We start from the raw sequence: 17,904 nt of genomic DNA, 5'->3' as shown, positions 1-17,904 counted from the left end.
GGATCGCACCATGGATAGCGGGATTGACGCGACTTATCGGCGCCGCTTCGTTGCCCTGAGAAAGGACGGCGCATGACGATCAGAATCGAGACGACCGACCCGCATGCCGATGGCGTGGCCCGATTGCTGCGCGCCAGCCATGCGCTGATGCAGGAGTTGTTCCCGCCCGAAACCAATGCCTTTCTCGATTTCGAGGCGCTCGCGGCGCCGGAGATCACGCTCTGGGCGGCGCGGGAGGGCGATGCGGTGCTGGGAACCATCGCGCTCAGGGACGGGGCGGAGTACGGCGAGATCAAGTCGCTGTTCGTCGATCCCGAGGCCCGCGGGCGGGGCGTGGCCGCCAAGCTCCTCGCCCATGCGGAGGACGCAGCCCGCAGCCGGGGCATCGCGCTTCTGCGGCTGGAAACGGGCGATCTGCTGACGGCGGCGGGACGGATTTACCAACGTGCGGGCTACACGCGATGCGGACCCTTCGGCGAGTACGCGGAGAACGGGTGCAGCCATTTCTACGAAAAGCGGCTCAGCCCTTCCGGCAGGACAGGCTGAAATCGACGGACACCAGCCGCTCGCCCACCGGGCGGGAGGTGCCAAGCGCATCGCAGCGCCAATGCACGCTGCGGGGCATTTTCGGCGGTTTCGGCCCGCCCGGACAGTCCAGCGCCAGGACCATCATCGCCTGATCGCCCATGATCCAGACGACCGGGCAGCCGGTGCGCGTCTGAGCCGCCAACCCGGCCTTGCGCGCGACCGGCTGGAAGCGCGGCAGGAACTCGGGCGAGATACGCTCCGCCTCGATGAGCGGGCCGTTGCGACGAAAGAGAAAGGTGCTGCCGTCCTGCGTCACCCGGTCCGGCGCGATCCGCGCGAAGCCCGGACCGCCGGTGTTGCAGGCGCCGAGAAGCAGGCAGAAAAGGACGATCAGGGCAGGGCGCATGCGCCAAGGAAGCGGGTGTTGGGTTAAGACCGCGTTAACCGACCTGCCATTTCCGGGCGAGCGCCTGCAATCCCAGCGACAGAAAGCTCACATCCGCGCCCACCGCCACAAAGGAGGCGCCCGCGGCGAAATGCGCCTCGAGTGCTGCATCGCCCGTGTCGATGATGCCCGCCGCCTTGCCCGAAGCGGCGATCCGGCCCAGCGTCTCGGCGATGATCTTGCGCATTTCCGGTGCGTCGGCGCGGCCCGGATAGCCCAGATCGGCGGACAGATCCGCCGGGCCGACGAAAGCCGCGTCCACGCCGTCGACCGCGAGGATCTCGTCCAGCGCCGAAAGCGCCGCACCGCTTTCGATCTGCACGATCAGGCACATCTGGTCATTCGCGGTGCCGGGGTAATCGGCGACACGCCCGAACGCAGTCGCCCGGCCCATCATGCCGCCCATGCCGCGGATACCCTCTGGCGGATAGCGCATCGCGCGGACGAGGGCGCGGGCTTCCTCGGCGCTGTCGACCATGGGGATGAGCAGCGTCTGCGCGCCGGTATCGAGCACCTGCTTGATGAGCCAGGGCTCCCCCATGGGCAGGCGGACGATCGGGTGCGTATGGGGCGCAATGACCTGCAATTGCCGCGCGATGGCCTGCAGATCGTTGGGCGCGTGTTCGCCGTCGATCAGAACCCAGTCGAAGCCCGCCGTGGCGACGATCTCGGCGGCATATGGGTCGGTCAGCCCCATCCAGAGGCCGATCTGACGCTTGCCCGTGCGCAGGGCGGGCTTGAAGCTGTTCACGGGGGCTGCCATCGCGGTGCTCCTGTCTTGGGGTGCGGCGCTCAGGGTTGCCGCGTTCGCGGCCCTTGGCAAGGGCGGTGGGCGTATCGGTCCGGTGATGCCCGGGTCTCGATTGCAAACGTCGATTGCGGTTCTGCCATCCTCGGCGCGCCCGGGCGGGAATGTCTGAAAAAGCCGGTCGCTCAGCGCTTGCGCAGCTTGAGGATGGTCCAGATCGCGGTGCCCGCGAAGAACGCGCCGGCGATCCCGAAGACCTCGAACAGGGCCGCGCCGCGCGGCATGCCGCGCACCGCGACGGCGACCGCCAGGAGTCCGAGGCCGGCAATGCTGAAACAGAGGCGGAAGATCAGCTCGCCGCGCGTGGGTCCCGGGGCGGCCATCAGAGAGCCACCTCGACACCCGGCAGGGCGATGGTCTTCATCAGGTCGCGCAATTCCTGCCGGGCCGCGACGTTCGAGATATTGAGCTGCTTCACACCGACATCCTTGAGGTCGAGCAGGGTCAGACCCCGCGGGAACAATTCGCGGAAGATGACCCGCTCGGAAAAGCCCGGGGCGACGCGGAAACCGATCCGCTTGGACAGCCGGTCGAGCGCGCGTTCCATCTTCTGCTTGTTGACCATGTTCTGCGCGCCAAGCCGGTTGCGTAGCACCACCCAGTCGATGGGGGCGAGCCCCGCCTGCGCCCGCAATTGCCGCGCATTCCAGACCATTTCAGAATAGACCGAGGGGCCGAGGATCTTCTCGCTGTCGGACGAGATATGCGCGAGCAGGTCGAAATCGACGAAGCTGTCGTTGAGCGGCGTGACCAGCGTGTCGGCGAGCGAATGGGCGACCTGGCTGAGCCGGGTATGCGAGCCCGGGCAGTCGATCAGCACGAAATCCGATTGCGGTTCCAGGACGGCGACCGCGGCGGACAGTCGGTGATCGTAGACGTTCTCGCCGGGCGCGAGCGTGTCCTTGTCGATCTCGGGCAGTTCCATGTAATGCGGCGTCGGCAGGTCGAGCCCCTCGGCCTCGAGCGTCGCGCGGCGGTTGTGGATGTAGCGCCCGAAGGTCTGCTGGCGCAGATCGAGGTCGAGCGTTCCGACCCGATGCCCCATCCGTGCGAGTGCTGTGGCGATGTGCATCGACACGGTGGACTTGCCTGCACCGCCCTTTTCGTTCCCGACAACGATGATATGCGCCACGCGTATGTCCCCAGATATTCCGCAATCCGTCCCCGGCGCTACGGTATCTTGGGGGCCATCACAAGGGAAGTCGTGAGATGCCTGCAACTGCCGGATGTCCTGCCGGGCGCGGCAGATAGATCACTCGGGCAGCGCGATATCGGCGACGACCGGGTAGTGATCGGACGGCCAGTCGCCCGCGAACTTGCGCTGCAGCGTGAAGGGCCCCGCCCGGGCCGCGGCGCCGCCCGACAGGCCGATATGGTCGATCGCGCCGAAGAGATTGATGCCGCGGTCGAAATGGTAGGTCGCGCCGTCCACGTCGAGGAACGCGAGGCCCGCCCCTTCGAGAACGCCCATCGTCTCGGAGCCCGTGCGGGCGTTAAGATCGCCGAGCAGCAGGACCGGCAGGCCCGCCGCGCGAAACGGGGCGATCCGCTCTGCCGTCAGGGCTGCCGATTGCAGACGGTTCGACGCGGATTTGTATTCGTAATGCACGTTCATCACGACGAATTCCGTGCCGTCGGCCCGGGTCGCGAACCGCGCCCAGGAGGCGAAGGCGGGAAAGGAGCCGTCGAAGGTTCGCGAATAGATCACGTCCGGCGTGTCGGAGAAAAAGAACCAACCCTGATCCACGAGCCTGTAGCGGTCGGTGCGATAGAAGATCGGTTGGGTCGACGGGAAGTCCCTCCAATCGCCGACGGCGGCGGCGGCATAATCCGGATTGTTCTCCAGCAGGTAGCTGCGGGCGAGGTTCACCCGGTCCGAATTGCCCCCCGCGAAGCTTTCCATCTCCTGGAAGGCGACGATGTCGGCGTCGATCACCTTGAAGGCGGCGTCCATCGCCGGCGCGCGGGCCTGCCAATCGCCGACGGACCACGCGCCCGTCGCCCGGTTGAGCCAGATATAGTGGACGTTGTGCGTGGCGACGCGGTGCGTTCCCGCGTCCTTCGGCGGCAGCGGCTCTGCGGTGCTGTTGGTGAAGTGCAAGGCGCAGGCCACGAGCGACAGAAGCGCGAGCATGGCCACGATGATCTGCGCCGTGCGGCGGAAAAATCGCATTTCAGAGCGCGCCGTCCGCAACGCGCACAAGCGTGTCCGAGGCACCGTCTGGGATGCGGTAGCCCTTGCTCGCCAGGACCACCGCGCGCGGCAGCCAATCGTAGCTCGGATCCTCGGGCACCGGCGCCCAGTAGAGAACGCCGCCCTTGCGCCAGGGATCGAGGACGAGCCCCTCCTGCATCGTCTCGCCATTGGCGGAGATCACCAGCGTGGAATGCTCCAGCCGGAACAGGTTGCGGGGCGGGGCGACGGCGCGGTGCAGCGCCAGCGTCTCGAAGTCTTCCTGCCGCATCCGCCGCTCCATGTCCTGCGCCCAGTGCCAGCACAGACCGCGGGGCTTCAGCCCGGCATTGACCTTGGTGTTGTGCAGGACCGGGCCGTCCTCAACCTCGTAGAGCGCGCGCAGTTCCAGCGGATAGGTGATCGCGATGCGGGCGGCGCGGGCGGCCTCTTCGGGGTCGACTGCGGGCGACAGGCCCTCGAAGGCGGACGCGAGGGCGCGGATTTCCGACTGGCTGACGGCGGGGTCGCGTTCGACGGGGGCTGCGGCGCAGCCCGCAAGCAGGAGCGCGGCGCAGAGCAGGGCTGCTCGGTGAAGGACGTTTCGCATGGATTGCTCGAATGGTTCGCGTCTGCTGCGGGACACTAGGAGTGCGCGCATGTCCTGTCGAGGCTCCGCGCGGCGGCTCGCGGTGGGTTGATCGGCTGTCCGCGCCAAGCGCTTGTCGGTGCGGCGCGCATCGCCGGGGCTCTCTTCTCAGCCGAGAGGCGCGGGCCGGGCCCCGCCCCGGGACGCACGGACAGCGCAGGCGCGACCAGGAACGAAAAACGCCGCCCCGAAAGGCGGCGTTCCCGATGGTGATGCGAAAGCGTGGCTCAGAAGCCGAGGCCTTCGTACTTCTTCTTGAACTTCGACACCCGGCCGCCCTGGTCGAGCAGGCGCGAGGAGCCGCCGGTCCAGGCGGGGTGCACGGTCGGGTCGATGTCGAGCGACAGCGTGTCGCCTTCCTTGCCCCAGACGGTGCGGGTCTCGAACGTGGAGCCGTCGGTCATCTTGACGGTCACGACGTGGTATTCGGGATGAATGCCTTTTTTCATGGTCGTGCTCCTCAGGCCTCTGCGCGGTCGCCCTTGGGCGCCTTGTAGGTGGAATCTTCCGCGATCCGGGCCGACTTGCCGCGGCGCGCGCGCAGGTAATAGAGCTTGGCGCGGCGGACGCGACCGCGACGCACAACCTCGATCGTTTCGATGTTGGTCGAGTAGAGCGGGAACACACGCTCCACACCTTCACCGAAGGAAATCTTGCGAACGGTGAACGAGCCGGCGATGCCCTTGCCGTTGTTGCGGGCGATGCAGACGCCTTCGAAGTTCTGCACACGGCTCCGGGTGCCCTCGGTCACCTTGTAGCCGACGCGGATGGTGTCGCCGGCCTTGAAATCGGGAATGGTCTTCCCGAGCGAGGCGATCTGTTCCGCCTCGAGTTCCGCGATCAGATTCATCTGATCCACTCCTATGATTGCTTGCGGTTCGATCCGCAAAGTTGCTTGCCGCCTCAGAGCTCTTGGTCTTCGTCCGGGTCCCTACCTTGCGATTGCAGGTAAGCCCGCCAGAGATCAGGTCGTCTTTCCTTCGTCAGCCTTTCGGCTTCGGCCCGCTGCCAGTCGGTGATCTTCGCGTGATGTCCCGACAGAAGCACTTCGGGGATCGCGCGACCGTTCCAGACGGCGGGCTTGGTGAACTGCGGGTGCTCCAAAAGTCCGTGCGAAAAGCTTTCCTCTTCGACGGACGACTGATTCCCGAGCACGCGCGGTATAAGTCGGACAGTGGCGTCGATCAAGGCCTGCGCTGCAATCTCTCCGCCGGTGAGGACGAAGTCGCCCAGCGAGACCTCCTCTATGCCATAGTGATCGATCACCCGCTGGTCGAGTCCTTCGAACCGCCCGCAGATCACCGTAACGCCCGGCCCCTCCGACAGCGCCCGGGCGCGGGCCTGGGTGAAGGGGCGTCCGCGCGGCGAGAGGTAGATCAGCGGCGCCTCGGGGGCGATGCGGGATCGCGCCTCGGTCAGCGCGCGGTCCATCACGTCGGCGCGCAGGACCATGCCGGCGCCGCCACCCGCGGGCGTGTCGTCCACGTTGCGGTGGCGGCCCTCGCCGAAATCGCGCAGATGGATCGTATCGAGTTGCCAGAGCCGGTCCTTCAGCGCGCGCCCCGTGAGCGACAGGCCGAGCGTGCCGGGAAAGGCCTCGGGAAAGAGCGTGATGACCTGCGCGGTCCAGACACCCGCGAGCTTCGCGTCCGGTGCCAGAAGGTCCCGGGGCCGCGGCGAGGCGGAGATGGATTTGCGGCCATAGGATCGCATGGGTGTGGGTCCGTCCCGGTCAGGCATATGCCGCGGGCTTTAGCCGCTCCGGCGCGGGAAGCAAAGCCTCATGCCGTGCCGAGATAATCCTGCAGCAGCGGCCGGGCGACGACACGCCCGGTGCGGATATCCCAGGCGGGGCGGGGGCGCGGCGCACGGCCGGGATAGGTCTCGAACATGGCGACGGGCATGTCCCAGCGGGGCGTTCCGGCAAGCTCCGCCACGCGGTCCAGGCGCCGGGCGACGGCCATCGCGCCGCCGGTGAGGGCATCGGCGGAGTCGAGGCCGATCTCGTCGCGCAGGTAGCGATCCGCATTCCACTGCGCGATGACCTCGCGCACGCCGTCGAGAAACGCCTCGTCGCCGTCCCGCGCGGCCGTCTCGAGCGAGCCGTCCATGACCAGATCGAAGAACCAGAGCGCGACGGTGGCCCGGTTGCAATCGGGCTCGCAGGCGCAGGCCAGCGCCGCATCCCGCTGCGCGATGTCGTTCGGATCGTACTCGGTGACGACGCGGTGCCAGAGGTCCGGATCGGGCACGCCAAGCGCGTCCAGCGCCGCGAAGAGATCGCCGGGCGGATCGCGCCTGTCGGCAAGGGCGCGGGTCGCCTCGAACGCATCGCGGTTGAGTTCGAACCGGGCGCGCTGCGCCCGCAGGGCCGCGATCTTGTCGCGGGTGTCGATCGCCAGAGACGGATTGCGAAAGCTTTGCGCCAGCCGACCGGCGGTGTCCGGTGCCGCGCGCGCCAGTCTGTCCAGCATGTAGAGTTCGCGGATCTGCGTATCGCTCAGATCGTCGGGGCGCGCCACCTGCCACAGATCGACCACATGGCCGATCATCGCCGCGAGCGCGAAGTCGATCCGATCGGGCTCCGCCGCGCCATAGGGCTTGGGGTCCGGGCGCGCGCGATGGTCGAGCCGTTGCAGGACATGGGCGCGTTGCCGGCGCAGATCGGGGAAGTCCGCGGGCGGATTGCGATGGGCGCGGGGCAGCAGCAGCGCGCCGATGGCGGTGTTCGTAGAGGGATCACGCCTGCGGGTGACGATCCCGGCCCGACGCCAGCCCGACATGTGCACCGCCAGCACTGATACCAGCGCGCTGGTGCCCAGAAGCCCGACCATGCCCACCGAACCTGTGGCCAGCGACACTACCGGCGGAGGCAACGCCATGAGGGCGAAGCCCGGCATCAAGGCCAGTGTCGAAAGCGCCCAGCGCTGCGTATCCACCACAAAACCACCCGTTGGAAATCCGAGGCAGATTGCTGCCGGAACCCGGCGAGAATCTGTCAGCGACGTGGTGCTTTGTTGAAATTGATCTAATCGAAGAGGCCTTCGGGCGGCTCGACCACGATCTTGCCCGCGGTCAGGTCGACCGTCGGCACGATGGTCTGCGTGAAGGGCAGCAGCGCCGTCTGCGCCGATCCAGGGCGCGTGATCTCCAGCAGATCCGCCGCGCCGTGGTTCAGGACCGCCCGCACCGTTCCGAGCGGCGCACCGCCGGTATCCATGACCGCAAGCCCGATCAGGTCGGCGTGGTAGAACTCGTCGTCGGGGAGTTGCGGCAGGCGCGCGCGCGGCACGAAAAGCTGCGTGCCCTTGAGCGCGTCGGCATCTTCCTTGGACCGGACACCGGAGAGGCGCACGGCGAAGCCCTGCTTGACCGGACGGACGATCTGCATGTCGAAGCTGCGGCTTGCATCCTCGGTCTCGAAGGGGCCGTAATCGGCGATGGCCTCGGGCTCGGCGGTAAAGCTCTTCAGCCGCACTTCGCCCGCGACGCCGAACGCGCCGCCGAGGACACCCACACAGATGCGTTCTTCCGACATGGACACTCAACCTCTTGCACGTCGCCGCCCAGCGTTAGCGCAGGCTGCGGTGGATGCGCAATCGGCTATCCCCCGGGCTCAGAAGCCCAGCTGGAAATTCCGGGTCAGGCCCACGCGCGCGCCAAGGTCGTCGCGGCGGCCATTCTCGACGATGGGGCTGTCGGCGGCATCGTTCATGTAACGATCCCAGGTCAGCCCGGTCTCGATGCCCCAATCCTCGTTGATCTGGTAGGTCATCACGAATTCCGCCCCGACCGAGACGAGCCCGCCATCGGCGTCGTAGGCCGGATTGAGCGCCGAGGCTTCGGAGCCCGACACGCCGAAATAGGTATCCGCGAATTCCGCGTCGCCGAAGAGCGCACGCGGGCCCATGGTCAGCGTCACCGCGTCGCTGGCGCGCAGGATCACGTCCGCGCCCATCTCGCCCACGACGCCCTGATGGCCGCCGAAGCCCTGACGCAGATCGGCGAAGGCGCTGAAATTCTGGGTGGCGTAGCTGAGCCCGAGGCCCAACTCGTAGGCCGGGTCGATATCGTCGAGCCCGGTCAGCAGATCATGCTCGCTGGCGTCGCGCAGGCCGATATAGCGGAACGACCCGCCGAGGCCCAGGCCGCGCTTGGGCGCCTGCGGATCGGGATCGCCGAAGGCCAGCGGACCGATATTGATCGAATGGAAGCGGAAGCCGAGATCGGGCCCGTACTCGTAGTCTTCGGACCCGAAATAGGCCGGCCCGGACGACACCCCGCCCCGCAGCGTGAAGCTGAGCGCCGGATCCCCGGGGCTCGCCTGCGACTGCGCGCTCGCCATCGTGGCCGAAAGGACCGCGGCACAGACGGCCACGGAGGTCAGGGTCTTCATCGCGGGTGCTCCTGCGAAAATCTTCCGTTGCACGCGGCGGACTTACCCGCGCATCGATGCGTTATTACCGAGATAGAGTGCCAGTGGCGTTCTGACCAGATGCGGCGCCTGCAATCGCGCATTTCCGCGAGCTTTCGCCGCATCCGCGCCACGGTGTGGCGCCGGAGCACGAAAAACGCGCGGCGGGTGGGCCGCCGCGCGTTCGTTGCAAACCGGAAAGCACCGGGTTGCGGATTACTCCGCGGTCTCTTCCGCGGGCGCTTCGGCCGGAGCCTCTGCCGCAGCGGCCTTCTCGGCCTTCTCGGCGGCGCGTTCCTGCGCGGCCTTGCCGGGCGTGCCCTTCTTGGGGTTCGAACGCTCCTGCTTTTCCATTTCGCCGGCGGCTTCGAGGAAGCGGGCGATGCGGTCGGTGACCTGTGCGCCCTGGCCCAGCCAGTACTTCACGCGCTCCACGTCCATCTTGACGCGGTCTTCGCTGTCCTTGGGCAGAAGCGGGTTGTAGGTGCCGAGCTTCTCGATGAAGCGGCCGTCGCGCGGCATGCGGCTGTCGGCGACAACGATGGCGTAATGCGGGCGCTTCTTGGAGCCGCCGCGGGCGAGACGAATTTTGATGGCCATGGGTGTTTCTCCTTGGGTTGTCGTGGTGACGGCGGCGCCGTCAGGATTGGTGTTGCTTGTGGTGGCGGATGACTTCCTGAATGATGAAGTTCAGGAATTTCTTGGCGAATTCCGGGTCGAGATCGGCCTCTTTCGCCAAAGCTTCGAGCCGCGCGATCTGCGTTTCCTCGCGCGCGGGATCGGAAGGGGGAAGGTCGTGCTGCGCCTTGAGGACGCCCACGGCCTGGGTATGCTTGAACCGCTCGGCCAGCGTGAAGACGAGGATCGCATCCAGCCGGTCGATGCTGTCGCGATGCCCCGCGAGGATCTCGGCGGCGCGGGTGATGACATCGCCCGGGGCGGGCGCTTGCGTGGAGGCGTCAGTCAATGGCCCAGCCTTTCGGTTTGAACAGCGGATCGATGTAGTTCTGGATTTCCATCTCGATCCCGTGGGCGATCTGGCTGCCGCGCAGGACGGCGGGATCGGGATGGCGGTAGCAGACATCGCTGCCATCGACGGTCGGCGCGTCCGGGTCGCGTTTCGCGCCCAGCCGCTCGGCCAGCCGAATGGAATCGAGGTCCTTCGGATCGAGATAGGAGACGGCGGTCTCCCAGCCGCAGGTTTCGAAGAAATGCCGCCGCACGCGCGACGTTGCCTCGAGCGCGAAGCCGTTGCCGGCGCGGTCGGGCCAGATGATCCAGGCGATCTCGCGCTCGGGCCATTTGGCGGGCTGCCAGCCGCCGGCCATGCCGACGGTCTCGCCGGTGTCCTTGAGGTGCACCATCCACATGCCGAAGCCGCGGATCTCCCAATGGCCAATCTCGGCGGCATAGAGCATCCAGGTCTCGTAGGCATTGAGCGGCCCGCCCATGAAGCGCGACCGGTAGGAGGCGAAGGTCGCCTTGAAGTCCGGGTAATCCTTGGCGTCGGGCGCGCGGAGCGCGAGCCGGTGCGTGGTCAGGGTGGGAATGTCGAGGCTCATGCGGCGATCTCCGCAGGCCCGGGATGCCGCCAGAGCTCGTCCTCGCCCATCTGTTCGTTGTGATAGGTCCGCTCGTAGACCGCGCCCAGCCGGCGCGCGAGCGCCTTGGAACGGTCGTTCGAGGGCACGATGTTCGAGGTCAGCGTGGTGAAGCCCAGCTCCTCATAGGCCCAGCGGCGGGCGCGGGCGGCGGCCTCGTAGGCTATGCCGCGACCCTCGAAGCCGTCGAAGACCACCCAGCCCAGTTCCGGCTCGGGCCAAGTTTCGGGGTTCCAGATGCCGGAGATGCCCGCGGTCTCGCCATCCGTCGTCTCGATGACGAAATAGCCGTAGCCGTGCCAGTGCCAGTGACCGACATTCATCGTGAACCAGCGCCAGGCATCGCCGCGCAGCGGAATGTGCCCGAAGCCCGCGCTGCGGGCCGGATCGCGCAGGAAGGCGATGACAGGCTCGGCATCGGACTTCTCCGGGCCGCGCAGGATCAGCCGGTCGCTGTGCAGAACGGGCGCGTTGGTGAGGCTCATTCCGGGCCTCTGGCGCAGGCGGCGCGGGAAGGGCGGGCGTATTTGGAAAGAGGCAAGACAGGGCGCGCGCGCACCTGTCCCGACGCCGCGGGAGCGGCGGGGCGAGACAGGGGATATGCGGCGCGCTGCAGCATCACTTCTTCTTGCCGAAACCCGAAAGACCGCCGGGCAGGCCGCCACCCATTCCGCCAAGGCCGCCCTGGCCGCCCATGGCCTTCGCCGCCGCCTCGAGCTGCTTGGAGTCCATCTGCGACGGATCCATGCCGGCGGGCATGCCGCCCTTGCCGAACATGCCGCTCATGGCCTGTTTCAGCATGCCGCCTTTGCCCATCTTGCCCATCTTCTTCATCATGTCGCCCATCTGGCGCTGCATCTTCAGAAGCTTGTTGAGGTCGGACACTTCGAGGCCCGCGCCCTTGGCGATCCGCTTCTTGCGGGAAGCCTGGAGGATCTGCGGGTTGGCGCGTTCCTTTTTGGTCATGGAATTGATGAGCGCGATCTGCTGGCGCAGGATCGAATCGTCGATGCCGGCACCCTCCATCTGCTTGGCCATCTTTCCCATGCCGGGCATCATGGACATCATGCCTTCCATGCCGCCCATCTTCATCATCTGCTCGAGCTGCATGCGCAGGTCGTTCATGTTGAACTGACCCTTCTGGAAGCGCTTCATCATGCGCTCGGCCTGTTCGACCTCGAGCGTCTGCTGGGCCTTCTCGACGAGGGCCACGATATCGCCCATGCCGAGGATGCGGCCCGCGACGCGGTCGGGCTCGAAGGTTTCGAGCGCGTCCATCTTCTCGCCGAGACCCACGAACTTGATGGGCTTGCCGGTCACCGCGCGCATCGACAGCGCCGCACCGCCGCGCCCGTCGCCGTCCATCCGGGTCAGCACGACGCCCGAGACGCCGATCTTGTCGTCGAATTCCTCGGCCACGTTCACGGCGTCCTGGCCGGTCAGGCCATCGACCACCAGGAGCGTCTCGCGGGGGCTGACGGTGTCGCGCACGGCGGCGGCCTGGGCGATCAGATCCTGGTCGATATGCAGGCGGCCCGCAGTGTCGAGCATGTAGACATCGTAGCCGCCGAGGCTCGCCTGGGTCTTGGCGCGCTTGGCGATGGCGACCGGGTCCTCGCCCTTGACGATGGGGAGCGTATCGACGCCGATCTGCTTGCCGAGGATCTCGAGCTGCTCCATCGCCGCGGGGCGGTTCACGTCGAGCGAGGCCATCAGGACCTTCTTGCGGTCGCGCTCCTTGAGGCGCTTGGCAAGCTTGGCGGTGGTGGTGGTCTTGCCCGAGCCCTGCAGACCGACCATCAGGATAGGTGCGGGCGCGTTGTCGATGCGCAGCGTGCCGGGTTCCTCGTCGTCGCCCTTGAGGACGGCGATCAGCTCGTCATGGACGATCTTCACGACCTGCTGGCCGGGGGTCACCGACTTGGTGACAGCGGCGCCGGTCGCTTTCTTCTCGACGGCCTTGATGAAATTGCGTGCCACCGGCAGCGAGACGTCGGCCTCAAGGAGCGCGACGCGCACTTCGCGCAGGGCCGTGCGCACGTCGTCTTCGCTGAGCGCACCCTGCTTGGTCAGCCGGTCGAAGACGCCACCCAGGCGATCTGACAGATTCTCGAACATCGGGGGTGCCCCCTCCTCATTCTGGATACCTGTCCCGAAGATGGGGGCAGGGCCGCGGCGCATCAAACCCAAAGGTCCAAACCAGTAACGCCCCCGTGGGCGCAACGCGCTGACGGAGGTCGATCCCGGGCATGGCCCATGGGACCGGAAGCGTGGCACTTCCGGGTAATGGGCGGCGTATAGGCGGCTGGGTGCGTGCCTGTCAAGCGGTGGGGCTGGTGGGCGCTCGCCCCGGGCGGGCGGCAGGCACGAGAAAAGCCGCCGGATGCGATCCGGCGGCTGGTTTTCGCGTTCTGGTGCCCTGGTGCCTGCGGGGCTCAGGCGGCGAGGTCGTCGATCTGCGCTTCCGCGGCGCGGATCGTCGCCTCGGGTTCGATGGCGAGCTGGTCGGCGGTGACGATGTCGACGTCGGTGATACCGATGAAACCCAGGACGTGCCGGGCATAGGTCGAGGCGAAATCGATCGTGGACCCGGCTTCGGTGCCCCCGGAGGCCACCACGAGGATCGCGCGCTTGCCCTCGAGCAGGCCTTCCGGCCCGGCCTCGGAATAGCGGAAGGTGACGCCGGCGCGGGCGACGAGATCGATCCAGGTCTTGAAGCTGACCGGTGCGCCGAAATTGTAGATCGGCAGGCCGATGACCAGCGTATCGGCGGCGCGCAGTTCCGCAATCAGGTCGTCGGACAGCGCGAGCGCCGCCTTCTGATCGGCGCTGCGATCGGCCTCGGGCGTGAAATTCGCGCCGATCCAGTCCTCGTTCACCGCGGGCAGGGGTTCGGCGAGGTCGCGGGTGATGACGCGTTCCGCGGCAAGGCGGTCGATCACGCGGTCGGTGAGCCTACGGGAGATGGAGCCCTCGCGGCGCGCGGAGGTGTCGATGCGGAGAACGGTATGGGTCATGAGGCGGGTCCTTATCGGGAAAGTGAAGATTTCCCTTCTACTTGGCCCTTGCGTCTCCGCACGCAATCCGCCCAAATCCACATGACCTGTGATGATGCGCACAGATATGCGCGGGAGGCCGGGATGGAAAACTGGGACGAGGTGCGCACCGCTTTTCAGGTGGCGCGCATGGGCACGGTGTCGGGCGCGGCCTCCGTGCTCGGGGTGCATCATGCCACCGTCATCCGCCATATCGACGCGATCGAGGCGCGGCTCGGGGTCAAGCTGTTCCAGCGCCACGCGCGCGGCTACACGCCCACCGAGGCGGGCCAGGATCTGCTGCGCGTCGCGCAGACCACCGACGAGCAGTTCCAGCAGCTTACCAGCCGGATCAAGGGGCAGGGCGCGGACGTGTCCGGAGAGCTCACGATCACGTCGCTGATCAATTTCGCGCCGCTGATGGTGCCGGCGCTGGCCTCGTTCCAGGAGGCCTATCCGGATGTCATCGTGCGCTACATGACCGATGACCGGGTGTTCCGGCTGGAATACGGAGAGGCGCATATCGCGCTTCGCGCGGGCGCGCAGCCCGACGAGCCCGACAACGTGGTGCAGCGGTTCATGACCCATCAGGTCGGGCTTTATGCGTCCGAGGAATACATCGCGCGGCACGGACGGCCCGAGACGCCCGGGGCGCTGGTGACCCATCGGTTCATCGGGTCCGAAAATCCCGACAGCCGGGCGCCGTTCTTCCGCTGGCTGAAGGAGAACGTGCCGCGCGAGCGCGTGGTGTTCCGCACGGCGGATGTCCGCGTGATGCTGCGCGCGGTCGTGGCCGGGGTCGGCATCGGCTTCGTCTCGGTACGGGAAGCCGAGGAACAGGGGGGGCTGGTGGAGATCATGCCGCCGCTGGAGGATTGGGCGTCGACCTCATGGCTGGTGACCCATGTGGACCTGCACCGCACGGCGAAGGTTCAGGCGTTCCTGCGGCACATCAAGGAATTCGTGGCGACCAACAAGCTGGGGTGAAGCCGCTCATCCGCCCTGGCGGGCGTCCTCGCCGGTGCCGAATTCCGCCTCCAGAAAACGCTCGAAGGCGTCGAGGTTGATCGGTTCGATCTGGCCGAAGCCCTGCATCCAGATCGCGGCCTCGCGCAGCGCATCGGGTTCGAGCTGGCACCATTTGAGCCGCCCGCGCTTGTCCTGGCTGATCAGCCCGGCCCCCGCGAGGATGGCGAGGTGCTTTGAGACCGCCGCGAGCGACATCTCGAACGGCGCCGCCACATCCGTCACCGCCATGTCGTCCTCGAGCAGCATCGCGAGGATGCGACGCCGCGTGGGGTCGGCGAGAGCGGCAAAGACAAGGTCGAGATCACGGGCCATGGAGTGCGACATGCCGGGCAATCCGCACCGGCGTCAAGCGCCCTGCGGACATACTTAACCCCGGGGTTGAATAACGTCTGCGGGACGCCTGAGGGCGTGATGGCCGGCCTGTGCGGTTTCAGCGGTTTTCGGGCGCCTTAAAATAATGAATAATATTAATTACTTGAAGCTTATCGTGCCGCGACCTGCCGTCGCTTGACTCGGGTGGCGGGCGCGCATAGCACCATGGCGAACTCTGACTGGGGCTGGTGACGGCTTGGACGATACCGACCGCAAACGGCGCATGGACGATCTCGACGCGAAGATCGCGGCGATGAAGGCGGCCAAGGCGCCGCCGAAGCGACACCAGGACGAGCACTACAGCCAGGCGCAGCTTGCCTGGCGGATGGTGATAGAGCTTGTGGCTGGTCTCGGGATCGGCTTCGGCATCGGATACGGGATCGACGCGCTCTTCGATACGCGGCCCTGGTTCCTGGTGCTGTTTACATTGCTGGGTTTCGCGGCGGGCGTGAACGTGATGATCCGCTCCGCCAAGGAAATCCAGGAGCAACGACTGGCCGAACTGGCCGAAGAGGATGAGAGGACCGAAGATGGCAACTGAAGCTGGCGGCGAAGAATCCGGCCTTGTGTTCCACCCGATGGACCAGTTCATCGTCTCCCCGCTCTTCGGGGACGGTCCGGTGGGCATGTTCACCATCACCAACGTGACGCTCTGGATGGCGCTGGCGATCCTCTGCGTGGTCGGCCTCATGGTGCTGGGCACCGGCGGTCGTTCGATCGTGCCCTCGCGCATCCAGTCCGTCGCCGAGCTGGCCTACGGGTTCATCTACAAGATGGTGGAGGACATCACCGGCAAGGACGGCGTGAAGTACTTCCCGTACATCATGACGCTGTTCCTGTTCATCGTCTTCGCCAACTTCCTCGGCCTGCTGCCGATGGCCTTCACCACGACCTCGCATATCGCCGTCACGGCGGTCATGGCGCTGGCGGTGTTCCTCGGCGTGACGATCCTCGGTTTCGTGAAGAACGGCGCCGCGTTCCTCGGCCTTTTCTGGGTCAGCTCCGCGCCGCTGGCGCTGCGGCCCATCCTCGCCCTGATCGAGGTGATTTCCTACTTCGTGCGCCCGGTCAGCCACTCCATTCGTCTGGCGGGCAACATGATGGCCGGTCACGCGGTGATCAAGGTTTTCGCAGGCTTCGCGGCCATCGCCGCGATCTCGCCGCTGTCGGTCCTGGCGATCACGGCGATGTACGGCCTCGAGGTGCTGGTGTCCTTCATCCAGGCCTATGTCTTCACCATCCTGACCTGCGTGTACCTCAAGGACGCGCTGCATCCGCATCACTAACGCAGCGGTGGGTTCTCACCCATCCTACGGCACCAAAGCAATTCCATCGTAAGGAGAAAGATCATGGAAGGCGATATCGTACAAATGGGCGCATTCATCGGCGCGGGCCTCGCATGCATGGGCATGGGCGGAGCCGCAGTCGGTGTGGGCAACGTGGCAGGCAACTACCTGGCCGGCGCCCTGCGCAACCCCTCGGCCGCCGCGTCGCAGACCGCGACGCTCTTCATCGGCATCGCATTCGCGGAAGCACTGGGCATCTTCTCGTTCCTGGTCGCGCTTCTGCTGATGTTCGCCGTCTAAGAGGCGTCCGAGCTATCCTTACGCGACGGGCGCGGCCGGATCATTCCGGCCCGCCCGCTGATTGCAGAGAGGCTTGACGGAGGACGCCATGGCGACCGAAACCACTGCCGCAGCAGGCGACGGGCTGGCAACCAGCCCAGAGACCGCTCCGGGCATGCCGCAGCTCGACTTTTCGACCTTCGGCAACCAGATTTTCTGGCTGATCGTCACGCTTGTCGTGATCTACTTCGTGCTGTCGCGCGTTGCGCTGCCGCGCATCGCGGCGGTCCTGGCCGAGCGTCAGGGCACGATCACGAATGACATCGCCAAGGCGGAAGACCTGAAGAAACAGGCAGCCGAAGCGGAACAAGCCTATGAAAAGGCGCTGGCTGACGCACGCGTCGCCGCCCAGAAGATCGCCGAGCAGACCCGCGAGGAGATCAAAGGCCAGGTGGCCGACGCTCAGGCCAAGGCCGATGCGGAGATTTCCGCGAAGACCGCTGAATCGGAAAAGGAGATCGACGCGATCCGGGCTTCGGCCATGGAAAACGTTGAGGCCGTGGCCAAGGACACCGCCGCCGCGGTCGTCGCCGCGCTGGGCAGCTCCGCCGATCAGGCCGAAATCGACAAGGCCGTCGACGCACGGATGAAGGGGTGAGCACGATGATGACACGCATTGCACTCGCCGCAGCAACGAGCCTCGGCGTCGCCTCCCCGGCCCTGGCCGCGGGCGAGGTCTTCTTCTCGCTGCGCAACACCGATTTCATCGTGCTTCTGGGCTTCATCGTCTTCATCGCGGTGCTGATCTACTTCAAGGTGCCGGGCCTGCTGGGCAAGATGCTCGACGACCGGGCCGCCGGCATCCAGTCGGAACTCGACGAGGCCCGCGCCCTGCGCGAAGAGGCGCAGACGCTTCTGGCGAGCTACGAGCGCAAGCAGCGCGAGGTCCAGGAGCAGGCAGACCGCATCGTGGCCAAGGCCCGCGAGGATGCCGAGGCCAACAAGGCGCAGGCGCTGGCCGATCTCGACAAGTCGATCGAACGCCGTCTCGCCGCGGCGGAAGACCAGATCGCCTCGGCCGAGCAGTCGGCGATCAAGGACGTGCGCGACCGGGCCATTGCCGTGGCGGTCGCCGCAGCCCGTGACGTCGTCGCCCAGAAAATGGGCAAGGCCGACAAGGGCAAGCTGATCGACGCTGCCATCGACGAGGTGGGGCGGAAGCTGCACTGAGGCACCGCTTCACCATGCGTTTTTGGAAGGACCCGGCCCCGCGCCGGGTCTTTTC

General features: G+C 66.7%; 26 protein-coding genes. 7 read left to right on the top strand and 19 right to left on the bottom strand.

Translation table 11 applies throughout. The features are described 5' to 3' along the window. Positions 1-72: 72 nt before the first annotated feature. On the top strand, positions 73-546 hold the full coding sequence (locus tag BW990_RS09870) for a GNAT family N-acetyltransferase (protein WP_076447704.1): 474 nt from the start codon (positions 73-75) through the stop codon (positions 544-546). Here BW990_RS09870 and BW990_RS09865 read toward each other — a convergent pair. The 18 genes from BW990_RS09865 to BW990_RS09780 form a co-directional block, all read right to left on the bottom strand. Further along, positions 521-934, bottom strand: a complete 414-nt coding sequence (locus tag BW990_RS09865) for a hypothetical protein (protein WP_076447703.1) — start codon at positions 932-934, stop codon at positions 521-523. The two genes, BW990_RS09870 and BW990_RS09865, sit on opposite strands and share 26 nt — an antisense overlap. Positions 935-968: 34 nt before the next feature. Further along, positions 969-1,736, bottom strand: a complete 768-nt coding sequence (locus BW990_RS09860) for an HpcH/HpaI aldolase family protein (RefSeq protein ID WP_076447702.1) — start codon at positions 1,734-1,736, stop codon at positions 969-971. Between the two features lie 170 nt (positions 1,737-1,906). Continuing rightward, a complete protein-coding gene (locus tag BW990_RS09855) occupies positions 1,907-2,104 on the bottom strand; it encodes a hypothetical protein (RefSeq protein WP_076447700.1) in 198 nt (65 codons plus the stop codon). After that, positions 2,104-2,913, bottom strand: a complete 810-nt coding sequence (locus tag BW990_RS09850; RefSeq protein ID WP_076447698.1) for a division plane positioning ATPase MipZ — start codon at positions 2,911-2,913, stop codon at positions 2,104-2,106. Before BW990_RS09850 ends, BW990_RS09855 begins: the two co-directional genes overlap by 1 nt. A 120-nt stretch (positions 2,914-3,033) precedes the next feature. Continuing rightward, complete coding sequence (locus BW990_RS09845) at positions 3,034-3,954, bottom strand: endonuclease/exonuclease/phosphatase family protein (protein ID WP_076447695.1); 921 nt, start codon at positions 3,952-3,954, stop codon at positions 3,034-3,036. Between the two features lies 1 nt (position 3,955). Next, positions 3,956-4,564: a hypothetical protein gene (locus BW990_RS09840; RefSeq protein ID WP_076447692.1), complete on the bottom strand. Its 609-nt coding sequence runs from the start codon at positions 4,562-4,564 to the stop codon at positions 3,956-3,958. 266 nt (positions 4,565-4,830) lie between these two features. After that, positions 4,831-5,052, bottom strand: a complete 222-nt coding sequence (gene rpmE, locus BW990_RS09835) for a 50S ribosomal protein L31 (protein ID WP_076447689.1) — start codon at positions 5,050-5,052, stop codon at positions 4,831-4,833. A gap of 11 nt (positions 5,053-5,063) precedes the next feature. After that, a complete protein-coding gene (gene rplS / locus BW990_RS09830) occupies positions 5,064-5,453 on the bottom strand; it encodes a 50S ribosomal protein L19 (RefSeq protein WP_076447687.1) in 390 nt (129 codons plus the stop codon). 53 nt (positions 5,454-5,506) lie between these two features. Continuing rightward, positions 5,507-6,316, bottom strand: a complete 810-nt coding sequence (trmD, locus tag BW990_RS09825) for a tRNA (guanosine(37)-N1)-methyltransferase TrmD (RefSeq protein WP_234990207.1) — start codon at positions 6,314-6,316, stop codon at positions 5,507-5,509. 68 nt (positions 6,317-6,384) lie between these two features. Further along, on the bottom strand, positions 6,385-7,545 hold the full coding sequence (locus BW990_RS09820) for a hypothetical protein (RefSeq protein WP_143526131.1): 1,161 nt from the start codon (positions 7,543-7,545) through the stop codon (positions 6,385-6,387). Between the two features lie 86 nt (positions 7,546-7,631). Continuing rightward, the gene (gene rimM, locus BW990_RS09815; protein ID WP_076447679.1) at positions 7,632-8,141 is read right to left on the bottom strand and encodes a ribosome maturation factor RimM; all 510 of its coding nucleotides are present in this window, start codon (positions 8,139-8,141) and stop codon (positions 7,632-7,634) included. Positions 8,142-8,219: 78 nt separating this feature from the next. Then, a complete protein-coding gene (locus BW990_RS09810) occupies positions 8,220-8,999 on the bottom strand; it encodes a MipA/OmpV family protein (protein ID WP_076447676.1) in 780 nt (259 codons plus the stop codon). Between the two features lie 234 nt (positions 9,000-9,233). After that, on the bottom strand, positions 9,234-9,617 hold the full coding sequence (rpsP, locus tag BW990_RS09805; RefSeq protein ID WP_076447673.1) for a 30S ribosomal protein S16: 384 nt from the start codon (positions 9,615-9,617) through the stop codon (positions 9,234-9,236). Positions 9,618-9,657: 40 nt separating this feature from the next. After that, positions 9,658-9,984 (bottom strand): chorismate mutase, encoded by a 327-nt coding sequence (locus BW990_RS09800; protein WP_076447670.1) that lies wholly within the window; start codon positions 9,982-9,984, stop codon positions 9,658-9,660. Then, positions 9,977-10,579, bottom strand: coding sequence for a GNAT family N-acetyltransferase (locus tag BW990_RS09795; RefSeq protein WP_076447667.1), 603 nt, complete (start codon positions 10,577-10,579; stop codon positions 9,977-9,979). The genes BW990_RS09800 and BW990_RS09795 overlap by 8 nt, the downstream gene beginning before the upstream one ends. Next, positions 10,576-11,103 carry a GNAT family N-acetyltransferase gene (locus tag BW990_RS09790; RefSeq protein ID WP_076447665.1) on the bottom strand — a complete coding sequence of 176 codons (528 nt, stop codon included), beginning with the start codon at positions 11,101-11,103 and terminating at the stop codon, positions 10,576-10,578. The genes BW990_RS09795 and BW990_RS09790 overlap by 4 nt, the downstream gene beginning before the upstream one ends. Positions 11,104-11,236: 133 nt before the next feature. Continuing rightward, a complete protein-coding gene (gene ffh / locus BW990_RS09785) occupies positions 11,237-12,736 on the bottom strand; it encodes a signal recognition particle protein (RefSeq protein WP_076447662.1) in 1,500 nt (499 codons plus the stop codon). A 317-nt stretch (positions 12,737-13,053) separates the two neighbouring features. Further along, on the bottom strand, positions 13,054-13,635 hold the full coding sequence (locus tag BW990_RS09780) for an FMN-dependent NADH-azoreductase (protein WP_076447660.1): 582 nt from the start codon (positions 13,633-13,635) through the stop codon (positions 13,054-13,056). A gap of 123 nt (positions 13,636-13,758) precedes the next feature. Between BW990_RS09780 and BW990_RS09775 the strand changes: the two genes are divergently transcribed. Next, positions 13,759-14,640 (top strand): LysR family transcriptional regulator, encoded by an 882-nt coding sequence (locus BW990_RS09775; protein ID WP_076447658.1) that lies wholly within the window; start codon positions 13,759-13,761, stop codon positions 14,638-14,640. A 6-nt stretch (positions 14,641-14,646) separates the two neighbouring features. Here BW990_RS09775 and BW990_RS09770 read toward each other — a convergent pair whose 3' ends face one another. Continuing rightward, positions 14,647-14,994, bottom strand: a complete 348-nt coding sequence (locus BW990_RS09770) for an ArsR/SmtB family transcription factor (RefSeq protein WP_076447988.1) — start codon at positions 14,992-14,994, stop codon at positions 14,647-14,649. Between the two features lie 256 nt (positions 14,995-15,250). Between BW990_RS09770 and BW990_RS09765 the strand changes: the two genes are divergently transcribed. The 5 genes from BW990_RS09765 (at position 15,251) to BW990_RS09745 (ending at position 17,849) form a co-directional block, all read left to right on the top strand. Further along, on the top strand, positions 15,251-15,595 hold the full coding sequence (locus tag BW990_RS09765) for an AtpZ/AtpI family protein (RefSeq protein WP_076447656.1): 345 nt from the start codon (positions 15,251-15,253) through the stop codon (positions 15,593-15,595). Further along, positions 15,585-16,340, top strand: a complete 756-nt coding sequence (locus BW990_RS09760; RefSeq protein ID WP_076447655.1) for a F0F1 ATP synthase subunit A — start codon at positions 15,585-15,587, stop codon at positions 16,338-16,340. The genes BW990_RS09765 and BW990_RS09760 overlap by 11 nt, the downstream gene beginning before the upstream one ends. Positions 16,341-16,403: 63 nt before the next feature. Beyond that, a complete protein-coding gene (locus BW990_RS09755) occupies positions 16,404-16,640 on the top strand; it encodes a F0F1 ATP synthase subunit C (RefSeq protein ID WP_076447653.1) in 237 nt (78 codons plus the stop codon). A gap of 88 nt (positions 16,641-16,728) precedes the next feature. Next, positions 16,729-17,277, top strand: a complete 549-nt coding sequence (locus BW990_RS09750; protein WP_076447651.1) for a F0F1 ATP synthase subunit B' — start codon at positions 16,729-16,731, stop codon at positions 17,275-17,277. Between the two features lie 8 nt (positions 17,278-17,285). Next, a complete protein-coding gene (locus BW990_RS09745; RefSeq protein ID WP_076447987.1) occupies positions 17,286-17,849 on the top strand; it encodes a F0F1 ATP synthase subunit B in 564 nt (187 codons plus the stop codon). The last annotated feature ends 55 nt before the right edge of the window (positions 17,850-17,904 follow it).

Source organism: Roseivivax lentus, assembly GCF_900156805.1.
Classification (GTDB): Bacteria; Pseudomonadota; Alphaproteobacteria; order Rhodobacterales; family Rhodobacteraceae; genus Roseivivax; species Roseivivax lentus.
Note: the sequence above shows the minus strand (reverse complement) of the source record. Positions and strands in the feature narration are given on the sequence as shown.

Bases quoted from the DNA above. Each gene is read 5' to 3' on its own strand.
- BW990_RS09870 (WP_076447704.1), top strand. From the start codon at position 73: ATGACGATCAGAATCGAGACGACCGACCCGCATGCCGATGGCGTGGCC.
- BW990_RS09865 (WP_076447703.1), bottom strand. From the start codon at position 934: ATGCGCCCTGCCCTGATCGTCCTTTTCTGCCTGCTTCTCGGCGCCTGC.
- BW990_RS09860 (WP_076447702.1), bottom strand. From the start codon at position 1,736: ATGGCAGCCCCCGTGAACAGCTTCAAGCCCGCCCTGCGCACGGGCAAG.
- BW990_RS09855 (WP_076447700.1), bottom strand. From the start codon at position 2,104: ATGGCCGCCCCGGGACCCACGCGCGGCGAGCTGATCTTCCGCCTCTGT.
- BW990_RS09845 (WP_076447695.1), bottom strand. From the start codon at position 3,954: ATGCGATTTTTCCGCCGCACGGCGCAGATCATCGTGGCCATGCTCGCG.
- BW990_RS09840 (WP_076447692.1), bottom strand. From the start codon at position 4,564: ATGCGAAACGTCCTTCACCGAGCAGCCCTGCTCTGCGCCGCGCTCCTG.
- rpmE (WP_076447689.1), bottom strand. From the start codon at position 5,052: ATGAAAAAAGGCATTCATCCCGAATACCACGTCGTGACCGTCAAGATG.
- rplS (WP_076447687.1), bottom strand. From the start codon at position 5,453: ATGAATCTGATCGCGGAACTCGAGGCGGAACAGATCGCCTCGCTCGGG.
- trmD (WP_234990207.1), bottom strand. From the start codon at position 6,316: ATGCGATCCTATGGCCGCAAATCCATCTCCGCCTCGCCGCGGCCCCGG.
- rimM (WP_076447679.1), bottom strand. From the start codon at position 8,141: ATGTCGGAAGAACGCATCTGTGTGGGTGTCCTCGGCGGCGCGTTCGGC.
- BW990_RS09810 (WP_076447676.1), bottom strand. From the start codon at position 8,999: ATGAAGACCCTGACCTCCGTGGCCGTCTGTGCCGCGGTCCTTTCGGCC.
- rpsP (WP_076447673.1), bottom strand. From the start codon at position 9,617: ATGGCCATCAAAATTCGTCTCGCCCGCGGCGGCTCCAAGAAGCGCCCG.
- BW990_RS09795 (WP_076447667.1), bottom strand. From the start codon at position 10,579: ATGAGCCTCGACATTCCCACCCTGACCACGCACCGGCTCGCGCTCCGC.
- BW990_RS09790 (WP_076447665.1), bottom strand. From the start codon at position 11,103: ATGAGCCTCACCAACGCGCCCGTTCTGCACAGCGACCGGCTGATCCTG.
- ffh (WP_076447662.1), bottom strand. From the start codon at position 12,736: ATGTTCGAGAATCTGTCAGATCGCCTGGGTGGCGTCTTCGACCGGCTG.
- BW990_RS09780 (WP_076447660.1), bottom strand. From the start codon at position 13,635: ATGACCCATACCGTTCTCCGCATCGACACCTCCGCGCGCCGCGAGGGC.
- BW990_RS09775 (WP_076447658.1), top strand. From the start codon at position 13,759: ATGGAAAACTGGGACGAGGTGCGCACCGCTTTTCAGGTGGCGCGCATG.
- BW990_RS09770 (WP_076447988.1), bottom strand. From the start codon at position 14,994: ATGGCCCGTGATCTCGACCTTGTCTTTGCCGCTCTCGCCGACCCCACG.
- BW990_RS09760 (WP_076447655.1), top strand. From the start codon at position 15,585: ATGGCAACTGAAGCTGGCGGCGAAGAATCCGGCCTTGTGTTCCACCCG.
- BW990_RS09755 (WP_076447653.1), top strand. From the start codon at position 16,404: ATGGAAGGCGATATCGTACAAATGGGCGCATTCATCGGCGCGGGCCTC.
- BW990_RS09750 (WP_076447651.1), top strand. From the start codon at position 16,729: ATGGCGACCGAAACCACTGCCGCAGCAGGCGACGGGCTGGCAACCAGC.
- BW990_RS09745 (WP_076447987.1), top strand. From the start codon at position 17,286: ATGACACGCATTGCACTCGCCGCAGCAACGAGCCTCGGCGTCGCCTCC.